This window comes from Psychromonas aquatilis, assembly GCF_038155185.1.
Classification (GTDB): domain Bacteria; phylum Pseudomonadota; class Gammaproteobacteria; order Enterobacterales; family Psychromonadaceae; genus Psychromonas; species Psychromonas aquatilis.
In genome coordinates this window covers 1-6,565 of the sequence record NZ_JBAKAZ010000094.1, presented here as the reverse complement: position 1 = coordinate 6,565, position 6,565 = coordinate 1, and the positions used below count along the sequence as shown (strand labels likewise).

Sequence of the window (6,565 nt, the reverse complement as noted above, 5' to 3'; positions counted from 1 at the left end):
CACTTTAATAGTAATAGATAACTCAATTAGATCATATTTTTACTTAGATTGGTATAAAAAAATAAAGTTTATAGCAAAAAAAGCACTAAAAAGATTAACAATAAAGATATAAAAACACTCAATAACCGTATTTTAAATGATAGAATAAACGCTTCAAATTCAATACCCTTTACATTAACCTTTCATATTTAGAGATTACATGGACAGTACAATTTTATTATTTATTGGTGTCGCGTTCAGTTTTGGCATGATCATAAACTTAACGGGCTTACCACCAATGGTCGGTTTTCTACTGGCTGGTTTCTTCCTCAACTTTATGGGCTATGAGTCCACAGAAACATTAGCGACCTTATCTGGTCTTGGTGTAACCTTATTACTCTTCTCGATTGGGCTCAAACTTGATATTCGAACACTTTTCAAATCAGAGGTTTGGGGTGGAGCAAGTATACATTTAGGGGCTAGCTTAGCTTTTTTTACCATTACTTTATTCGTATTTAAACAGTTCAGCATTCCATTTCTATCGGGTTTAGATATTTATGGATTAATACTGATCTCTTTTGCCTTAAGTTTTTCCAGTACTGTTTTTGCCGTCAAAATATTAGATGAAAAAAGTGAATCGAAATCTTTTTATGGCCGCATAGCGATCGGCATTTTAATCATGCAAGATATTTTTGCCGTACTATTTTTAACTGTCTCAGTAGGCAAGGTTCCTTCTATTTGGGCGCTTTTATTATTTGGTTTACCGCTGATAAGACCTATTTTATATAAACTATTAGATAAAGCAGGTCACGGTGAATTATTAGTTCTATACGGTTTTGTGCTGTCGTTAATTGTTGGCGCTGGATTATTTGAAAGTCTTGGTTTAAAAGCAGGCTTAGGTGCGCTGATTGCGGGGATGCTATTAGCCGGCCATGCCAGTGCAAAAGAGATGGCTAAATCACTGTTCAACTTAAAAGAGTTATTCTTGGTTTGCTTCTTTTTAAGCATCGGTCTCGGTGGTTTACCGAATGTAGATCATTTGTTTGTTGCCATCATATTATCGCTTTTATTAGCGGGTAAAGTGGTTTTATATTTTGCCACACTCAATAAATTCAGATTACGTGCGCGTACCTCACTGTTTACTACGTTCAGTTTAGCTAACTACAGTGAGTTTGGCTTAATTGTTGCTGCCTTAGCTACCCATAAAGGTTGGTTAAGCCAAGATTGGTTAACAGTCACAGCCATTGCTGTTTCTTTAAGCTTTATCATTGCTGCGTTACTCAATAAATACGCTGATGCCATTTACGACCGCTACCGTTTTGTATTAAAACGATATCAAGCAACACGTTTACACAAAGATGATAGACCGGTACGTGTTGGTGATGCACAAATATTAGTGTTAGGTATGGGTAGAATCGGGATTGGTGCTTACGATGCACTGAAAGCCACCTATGGTGAAAAAGTGATGGGTATCGATTACAACCATGAAACCACATTGCAACATAGGGAAGAAGGACGCCGAGTAATAACCGGTGATGCCCTCGATACTGACTTTTGGACTAAATTACAGCTCACGGACAATGTAAAACTTATTCTGCTTGCAATGCCAAGCCATAACGGTAATAAGTTTTCAGCGGAACAGCTCAATAACATTTATGACCGTCACTTCCAAGTCGCGGCATTAGCGCATTATAAAACCGATGAAAAAGAATTAAATGCGTTAGGCGTCAATTTAGTTTTTAATATGTATGAAGAAGCCGGCGCTGGATTTGCACGTCATGTGTTTACAGAATTGCAATCTGTGTTAACGATTCGCCCTCAAAAAACTGACTTATAGTAAAAAAGATTGCGGATTAAAAATTTTGTTAATAAATAGCGCTGATTTCGTGTGACTTTTGTCGTTTATTCTGCAAAAATCAAATATCTCAATATGTTGATCTAGTTTGATCACTGAATACAATTGTTAATCACGTTGTGTTTAGATGTAATTAAAGAAGTAACGGATGACTTCAATTCCGTTTACAATAAAAAAGGTAACCTTATGTGTTCTATTTTTGGTGTGCTCGACATTAAAAGCGATCCTATCGCATTGCGCCGACAAGCAATTGAAATGTCAAAACTGCTTCGTCATCGCGGCCCAGATTGGTCTGGCGTTTATTCTTCTGATAAAGCGATCCTTGTTCATGAACGTCTTTCTATCGTAGACGTGAATAATGGTGCACAGCCTTTATACAATCAAAATAATACACACATCCTTGCTGTTAATGGCGAAATCTACAATCATAAAGAACTCGCTGCAGAGTTAACTTGTGGTTACCAGTTCAAAACTAAGTCTGACTGTGAAGTTATCCTTGGTTTATACGAAGAGAAAGGCAACGCATTCCTAGATGACCTAAACGGTATCTTCGCTTTCTGTTTATATGACCAAGAAAAAGACAAATACCTAATTGGTCGTGACCATATGGGTATCATTCCACTATACCAAGGTTGGGATGAGCACGGTAACTACTATGTAGCTTCAGAAATGAAAGCATTAACACCTATCTGTTCTAAAGTATCTGAGTTCCCACCAGGGCATTACCTAGACAGTGAAGTAGGTGAATTAACTAAATATTATGTTCGTGATTGGATGGAATATGATGCAGTTAAAGATAACGGCGGCAGCGCTGCTGAAATCGGTCAAGCATTAGAAGAAGCGGTTAAACGCCAACTAATGTGTGATGTACCTTACGGTGTATTATTATCAGGCGGTCTAGATTCTTCAGTTATCTCTGCAATAACACAAAAATTTGCTAAGCAACGTGTTGAAGATAACGACGAAAGCGGCGCATGGTGGCCACAACTGCACTCTTTCTCTGTTGGCCTTGAAGGTTCACCAGATTTAGCAGCTGCACAAAAAGTAGCTGACGAATTAGGTACAGTTCACCACCCTATTATCTTTACTGTACAAAACGGTATTGATGCACTTAAAGAAGTTATCTATCACCTAGAAACTTACGATGTAACAACTATCCGTGCATCGACTCCTATGTACCTAATGGCACGTAAGATTAAAGCGATGGGTATCAAAATGGTACTTTCTGGTGAAGGTGCTGATGAGATCTTCGGTGGTTACTTATACTTCCATAAAGCACCAAACGCTCAAGAGTTCCATGAAGAGTTAAACCGTAAACTAAGCAAACTACACATGTTTGACTGTCTACGTGCGAACAAATCAATGTCAGCTTGGGGTGTTGAAGCACGTGTACCATTCTTAGATAAAGAGTTCATGGACGTTGCAATGCGTACTAACCCTGAACTTAAAATGATCAAAGATGGCCGTATCGAGAAAAACATTCTACGTGAAGCGTTTGATGGTCAACTATTACCAGAAGTTCTATGGCGTCAAAAAGAGCAATTCTCTGATGGTGTTGGTTACAACTGGATTGATACACTGAAAGAGCATGTTGAAACGCTAGTAACAGATCAACAACTAGCAACGGCTGAGTTCAAGTTCCCAATCAATACACCAGATACAAAAGAAGCTTACTTCTACCGTAGTATCTTCGAAGAGCACTTCCCACTAGATAGTGCTGCTGAGTGTGTACCACATGGTAAGTCTGTAGCTTGTTCAACAGTAGAAGCATTAGCTTGGGATGAAAGCTTCCAAAACAATGCTGACCCTTCAGGTCGTGCTGCTGGCATCCACAATGATGCTTACCAACAAAAATAAGTTTAGCGACTTTTAAGGTAAATAAATAAAGCGCTCAATGAGCGCTTTTTTTATACGGTAAATAAGTGATTTTTGAATAAACAAAGTGATTCAGCACAGTTATTTCATGACCTTGTATGATAGATTGTCTGTTAATACCAATTATATTAAATAAGTGATCTAAATTTTGCGTAGAAAAAATGACTTAGTTCAAGGCGTAATTTGAGCCTTTCGTCGATTAACTTCGTTAATAGCCTATCGGAGAATTAACGATAAGATGTTAATTCTTTAATAGTTGTTCTATTTGCGAAAATTACAACGAAGAAATAAGTTATTTTAACAAGTAAAATAGATCAGTTAATTAGTGTGATTGGTATATAAGCCGTTATTGCTTCCACTAACTCACATCAAGGATAATACAATGAATGATAATACCTGTTTATGTAAAAGCGGAAAACAATATGAAACCTGTTGTCAGCCTTTTCATAGCCTAAAAGCTAAACCAAGTACTTGTGAACAATTAATGCGCTCTCGCTATAGTGCGTTTTGTTTACAGTTAGGTGATTACCTTTTTGCGACTTATCATCCTGATTTTCGAGGTGACTTAACCGTTGAGCAATTATCAGAAAAATCAATGGATTGGAAAAACTTACAAATTGTCTCAACAGAAACAGGAGTAGATAAAGGTTTTGTTGAATTCAAAGCCTGGTACCTACTCGATGGCGAACTTAATTGTCATCACGAGCGCTCAAACTTTATAAAACAACAAGATCAATGGTTTTATTGTGATGGTGCTTTTTATCCTAATGAAAAATCAGGTAAGATACAGCGCAATGAAAACTGCCCTTGCGGTAGTGGTCAAAAATATAAAAAGTGCTGTGGCTAACCACAGGATTGAACCAATAGAGAAAATAATGGAAAAGAAAACACTATTAACTGATTGCCCAGATTCTAAAGGGTTAATCGCACAAATAACGAACATTTGTCAAAAGCACCAATTAAATATTGTTAAAAATAATGAATTTGTTGACCATCAACACAACCGCTTTTTTATGCGTACGGAAATCGAAGGTATTTTTAACGATCATACCCTGTTGGCAGACCTTGATTTAAATTTACCAAAGGGCTCATCTCGCTCGTTAATTAACTCAACTGAGCGTAAACGTATTGTTATTTTAGTGACTAAAGAGGCTCACTGTATCGGTGATATCTTAATGAAGAGCACTTACGGTAGCATCGATGTTGAAATTGCAGCGGTGATTGGTAACTATGATGCGCTAGAAGATTTAGTGACTAAGTTTAATATTCCTTACCATACTGTAAGTCATGAAGGGTTAACTCGCGAAGAGCATGAAGATAAAGTATTAGAAGCAATCGCTCCTTATACACCTGATTATGTTGTTCTCGCTAAGTACATGCGTATATTAACGCCGAAATTTGTGGAAACTTATGAGAATAGGCTGATTAATATCCACCACTCGTTTTTACCTGCTTTTATCGGTGCTAAGCCTTACCAGCAAGCATTTGATCGCGGTGTGAAGATTATTGGTGCAACAGCACACTTTGTTAACAATGACCTCGATGAAGGTCCAATTATTACCCAAGATGTGGCACACATTGACCATGCTTATAGTGCAGAAGATCTTGCAAAAGCAGGCAGAGACGTAGAGAAGTCAGTACTAAGCCGTGCATTACAACAAATCTTAGATGATAAAGTATTCGTTTACGCAAACCGTACTGTTGTTTTCAAATAAAATAGACAAGTAATAATATTCAATAAAAAAGGCCCTGAGTACGATTCACATCTACTCAGGGCCTTTTAGTTGATAGAGAGTTATTAAGCCAATAGCGCTTAATTTAATCCTACCGTTGATTGGTTTACATTATTACTTGCGTATTCTTCTAACTCATCAATTGATGTCATGGTGACAAATTCACCGTTTAATGAAAACTTCACCTCTTCCCCTATTTTTTCACCACGTAAAACCGCTGTTTCACCATTTGTATAAACAATGTCGTAATCAATAGTATCTTCGTTAATAGGGTTAACTTTAACTGTTTGCACTGATTTTTCTGGCGTATTGACATTAGTAAGTGGTTTTAAAGGCGCTTCATGCAATGAAGGGTCTAACTCATTATTGAGGTGATATTGCGTTTCCACATCTGAATCAAAAATATGCGGGTTACCATTAAGTGGGTTTTTACCTGTCCAAAACTCCAATGAATTAAATACCACCACATCGACAGCTAAGGTTAATGCATAAATAGGCGTTAGTAAGATATTCACCCCACCACGCGCATAACGGTTATCAACCACTTCTAAATTAAACTGCATCACTTTTTCTGTAACAGCATTACTCCCCACACAAGCTGACAATGCACCAGTTAAAGAAGCTACCGTTGCTACCATCGCTACATTCTTAACAACCGTTTTAGACATTTTATTAATCATAAAATAATTCCTTTCCAATAAAAAATCATCACTTCTCAAAGTGAAATAGATATAACACTGCTGATATGACAGCGTATAAAAATTGAAGTTCAAGGTGATCATCATATAAGTAAATGAAAACATTATCATTAAAGAAGCTGAAGCAATGTGAAATGTGTATCAGGAGAAGTGAAAGAAAGTGGATTAACGATCAGATATTACATAAGCGAATCAATATTTTTAAAGGTAGGTGTTTATAGGGGCATGACGCTTTTCTATAAAATTAAAAATCCGTATTATTTTTAAACAAGTGCTGTAATTATCGACAACAATATGATTTTATTTAAAGTTTTTTTACTTTTGCACTTCACAAGCGAAAATTTTCTGATACTATCTCCCTCGAAATAACGGAGGGGTTCCCGAGTGGCCAAAGGGAACAGATTGTAAATCTGTCGCGAAAGCTT

At 36.9% G+C, this 6,565-nt stretch carries 5 protein-coding genes; 4 read left to right on the top strand and 1 reads right to left on the bottom strand.

The window, feature by feature from the left end; all coding sequences use genetic code 11:
* Window positions 1–199: 199 nt before the first annotated feature.
* From V6256_RS14545 to purU, 4 genes are all read left to right on the top strand, one after another.
* Window positions 200–1,816, top strand: coding sequence for a cation:proton antiporter domain-containing protein (locus V6256_RS14545; protein ID WP_341598991.1), 1,617 nt, complete (start codon window positions 200–202; stop codon window positions 1,814–1,816).
* A 204-nt stretch (window positions 1,817–2,020) separates the two neighbouring features.
* Window positions 2,021–3,691, top strand: coding sequence for an asparagine synthase B (asnB, locus tag V6256_RS14540; protein ID WP_341598990.1), 1,671 nt, complete (start codon window positions 2,021–2,023; stop codon window positions 3,689–3,691).
* 400 nt (window positions 3,692–4,091) lie between these two features.
* The gene (locus V6256_RS14535; RefSeq protein WP_341598988.1) at window positions 4,092–4,556 is read left to right on the top strand and encodes a YchJ family protein; all 465 of its coding nucleotides are present in this window, start codon (window positions 4,092–4,094) and stop codon (window positions 4,554–4,556) included.
* Window positions 4,557–4,584: 28 nt separating this feature from the next.
* A complete protein-coding gene (gene purU / locus V6256_RS14530; protein WP_341598986.1) occupies window positions 4,585–5,424 on the top strand; it encodes a formyltetrahydrofolate deformylase in 840 nt (279 codons plus the stop codon).
* A 98-nt stretch (window positions 5,425–5,522) separates the two neighbouring features.
* On the opposite strand, the gene V6256_RS14525 is transcribed toward purU, so the two are convergent.
* Complete coding sequence (locus tag V6256_RS14525) at window positions 5,523–6,122, bottom strand: DUF3332 family protein (protein WP_341598983.1); 600 nt, start codon at window positions 6,120–6,122, stop codon at window positions 5,523–5,525.
* Window positions 6,123–6,565: the final 443 nt, after the last annotated feature.